This window comes from Paenisporosarcina sp. P5_A11, from assembly GCF_056400705.1.
In genome coordinates this window covers 1-3,828 of the sequence record NZ_JBFUKT010000241.1, presented here as the reverse complement: position 1 = coordinate 3,828, position 3,828 = coordinate 1, and the positions used below count along the sequence as shown (strand labels likewise).

General features: G+C 37.2%; 3 protein-coding genes and 1 pseudogene. All 4 read left to right on the top strand.

Annotation, left to right across the window (positions count from 1 at the left end; translation table 11 throughout):
* The first annotated feature begins 192 nt into the window (after positions 1-192).
* Positions 193-2,610 carry a Na+/H+ antiporter subunit A gene (locus AC1DOS_RS18575; RefSeq protein ID WP_477538695.1) on the top strand — a complete coding sequence of 806 codons (2,418 nt, stop codon included), beginning with the start codon at positions 193-195 and terminating at the stop codon, positions 2,608-2,610.
* Positions 2,600-3,022 (top strand): Na(+)/H(+) antiporter subunit B, encoded by a 423-nt coding sequence (locus tag AC1DOS_RS18570; RefSeq protein ID WP_477538694.1) that lies wholly within the window; start codon positions 2,600-2,602, stop codon positions 3,020-3,022. Before AC1DOS_RS18575 ends, AC1DOS_RS18570 begins: the two co-directional genes overlap by 11 nt.
* Positions 3,022-3,363: a Na(+)/H(+) antiporter subunit C gene (locus AC1DOS_RS18565; protein ID WP_108585089.1), complete on the top strand. Its 342-nt coding sequence runs from the start codon at positions 3,022-3,024 to the stop codon at positions 3,361-3,363. The genes AC1DOS_RS18570 and AC1DOS_RS18565 overlap by 1 nt, the downstream gene beginning before the upstream one ends.
* Positions 3,356-3,828, top strand: a pseudogene (locus AC1DOS_RS18560) (Na+/H+ antiporter subunit D); the annotation flags it as partial. The gene AC1DOS_RS18565 and the pseudogene AC1DOS_RS18560, both read left to right, overlap by 8 nt.

Here is a 3,828-nt window from a genome sequence, read left to right as displayed (position 1 = left end):
GTTATATAGAAGAAGAAATTTGCAAAATTAATCCCACTAAATATGAATGGTCTCTTCCTATTTATTAAGACGGATAAAGATAGGTCGTTTCTACCTTTACTGTAAAGAGTATCCCATGCAATCACTCCATATGTAAGCTATAATTGCATTATTGATTATGAATTTGTAGTTTTTCGAAGAAGGAGGATTAACTTGTCATTTGTTTATTTTATTTTCATCCCAATGATTGCTGCACTTGTGATTCCTTTTTTGTATAAAAAAGTTAGTGGAATTCACACTGGCTGGTTTGTCCTTGTTGTACCCGTTGTATTATTTGGACTTTACACGACCTTGTTACCAATGGTTCAAAAGGGGGAAGCACATAGTTCTTCATTTAATTGGATTCCTTCGCTAGACATTTCATTTATATCGTACATAGATGGATTGAGTTTATTATTCTCTCTTCTTATCACCGGAATCGGGTCACTTGTGGTTCTATATTCTATATTCTACTTAGATAAAACTCGTGAGCAATTACATAATTTTTACGTGTATTTATTGCTGTTTATGACAGCGATGCTCGGAGTTGTTCAATCTGATCATTTGATAAGTTTGTATTTCTTTTGGGAGTTAACTTCAATTTCCTCGTTTTTATTAATAGGTTATTGGTATAAGCGGGATCGTTCACGCTTCGGCGCGTTAAAATCGATGATGATAACCGTCTTTGGTGGACTTATGATGCTCGGTGGATTTGTACTACTTTCTATAATGGGTGACACTTATTCAATTAGAGAATTAATCGCACTAGCACCAGAGCTTGCTAATCATAAGTGGTTTGTTTGGTCACTTGTACTTGTGTTATTAGGAGCTTTCACAAAGTCTGCCCAGTTCCCATTCTACATTTGGCTTCCGGATGCGATGGAAGCGCCTACACCGGTGAGCGCGTACTTACATTCTGCGACTATGGTTAAAGCAGGATTGTATCTGGTGGCACGCTTCACTCCCCTTTATGCTAGTTCAGAATATTGGATTTGGTTAGTAACTGGAATCGGTTTACTTACTTTATTCTGGGGATCCTTCTTTGCCTTGAAACAAACCGACCTAAAAGGCATTTTAGCATTTTCAACCGTAAGTCAACTTGGTTTAATTATGTCTTTACTTGGGGCTGGAGCAATTTCATTCCATACAGGTGTAGAGGATAATTCCATTTTCAAATACGCAGCATTTGCGGCCATTTTCCATTTAGTGAATCATGCAACGTTTAAAGGATGTTTGTTCATGATTGCCGGGATTATCGATCACGAAACAGGTACCCGTGATATTCGTAAACTAGGCGGCCTCATGAGTTTAATGCCGATTACTTTTACCATTGCTCTTATCGGGAGCTTTTCAATGGCAGGTCTCCCTCCTTTTAACGGATTCTTAAGTAAAGAGATGTTCTTAACTGGCATGCTGTCAATTTCTGAATTTGATCTTTTTGCATTTGATACTTGGGGCATTTTGTTCCCGATAATTGCATGGATAGCAAGTGTCTTTACGTTTGTTTATAGTTTCTACTTTGTTTTCCGGACATTTACAGGAAAACACAAACCAGAATTATTACCAAAACAAGCGCATGAAGCACCAATTGGTATGCTCATTTCACCTGCAATATTAGGTTCCCTTGTCGTAGCTATATTCTTCATTCCCAATGTAATTGGGGATGCTTTGGTTAAACCTGCGGTTATGGCGATTCAACCTTTCCTTTATACTTCGACTAGTGATATCGATATTCACATTTCTGCGTGGCATGGTCTTACTCCTGAACTTTGGATGACCGTTGGGATCATCGTTCTTGGATACTTGTTATATCTCACTTTATCTAAGTGGCAACCTTTGTACAGTAAATTCCCTGAAGGCTTTTCACTGAATCGCCTTTACGACAGCATTATGTTTTTAAGTGAAGTTGGGACAAACCGTTTATCTAGACTTTATATGAGCGGTTATATGCGTTCGTATTTAGTGTATATGTTTTCAGGGATTATTCTCTTAACTATCAGTACAGTTTTTATCCAGAATGCTTTCGATGTGAGCTTCGCCATGCTTTCACCGATTCGATTTTATGAATTGATTATTGCCCTTGTGTTAGTTGCTGGAACGATGACCATTTTGCTTGCTAAGTCTCGATTAACTTCGATTATTGCATTAGGGGCAGTTGGTTACACGGTCGCTTTATTCTTTGTTATCTTCAATGCACCTGATTTAGCATTAACACAACTTGTTATTGAAACCGTATCTGTTGCTCTGTTCTTATTGGCTTTTTATCACTTACCAAAACTTAATCGTCATGAAAACCGAATGAAATTCCGTTTGGGCAATGCATTAGTCGCGTTTGGGGTTGGTGTAACAGTAACAATTGTTGCTCTCTCTGCCCATTCACAAAAACTGATTCCTTCTATTTCATCTTATTATGAAGAAACAGTATATTCTGAAGCAGGCGGAGGAAATATTGTTAACGTTATTTTAGTGGATTATCGTGGTTTTGATACTTTGTTTGAAATTGCGGTACTTGCAATCGCCTCTTTAGGAATTATCGGTATGATTAAGCTTCGATTAACTAAAAAGAAAGAGGTGAATCGAAATGAAAACTAATGATGTGATTTTACAGACAACAACGAAGCTCATATTTTTCATTATTATTCTCTTTTCGATTCATATTTTCTTTGCAGGCCACTATGCACCAGGTGGTGGATTTGTTGGAGGTTTGTTAACTGCGAGTGGTATTGTCCTATTACTGCTTGCTTTTGATATCAAAACCGTTTCAACTGCATTGCCGATAAATTACACGGTTATGACAGCAATAGGTTTGTTAGTAGCATTAGCTACTGCTGCTGGCTCTATTATCTTTAATGTTCCTTTTTTCACACATGCATTTGATTATTTTGATCTTCCTTTATTAGGCAAACAGTCTCTACATACTGCTATGTTATTTGATACAGGAGTGTACTTAGTTGTCGTAGGTGTAACGATGACCATTATTCAATCGATTGGAGCTGATGATTAATGGAAATTGTCATGTGTTTTGTCATTGGCTTTCTTTTTATGGCCGCGGTTTATTTAATGCTTTCAAAAAGCTTACTTCGAATTATTATCGGCACTGGGTTACTTAGTCACGGTGCGCATTTACTTATATTAACAATGGGTGGATTAGATGGTTCCTCACCTCCTGTTGTGTCACCCGGCGTAACAGATTACGCTGATCCGTTACCACAAGCACTAATCTTAACGGCAATTGTTATTAGCTTTGGTGTTACAGCATTTTTCCTAGTACTCGCTTATCGCTCTTATCAAGAGCTAGGTACAGATAATATGAATTTAATGAGAGGAACTGAAGATGATGACTAATTTGCTTTTGTTCCCCATCATAATACCCTTTTTCTTTGCCATGATTTTGATGTTATTTCCAAAGAAAATTTATGCACAAAGAGTAGGTGCTTTATTAGCACTTGGCTCAACTTTACTCGCATCTGTTTCATTATTAAATAAAGTCAAAACGGATGGTATTCAAGCCATTACACTCGGTAGCTGGCCTGCGCCCTTCGGTATATCAATGGTATCTGATATGCTTTCCATTTTACTTGTTCTTTCTTCCACAGTAATTGCCATCTTTGTTGTATGTTACAGTTTTTCATCTATTGGTAAAGCTCGTGAATCTTTCTTTTACTATCCAGGTATTTTGTTTATGTTAACAGGAGTGAATGGTGCCTTTACAACTGGTGATATATTTAACATGTTCGTTTTCTTCGAAGTATTGTTGATGTCATCTTACTTATTAATTGTTCTCGGTGGCGAGAAAGTACAATTACGGGA

What these genes read in the sequence shown, in the direction of transcription:
- AC1DOS_RS18565 (WP_108585089.1), top strand. Translation starts at nt 3,022, where the DNA reads ATGGAAATTGTCATGTGTTTTGTCATTGGCTTTCTTTTTATGGCCGCG.
- AC1DOS_RS18570 (WP_477538694.1), top strand. Translation starts at nt 2,600, where the DNA reads ATGAAAACTAATGATGTGATTTTACAGACAACAACGAAGCTCATATTT.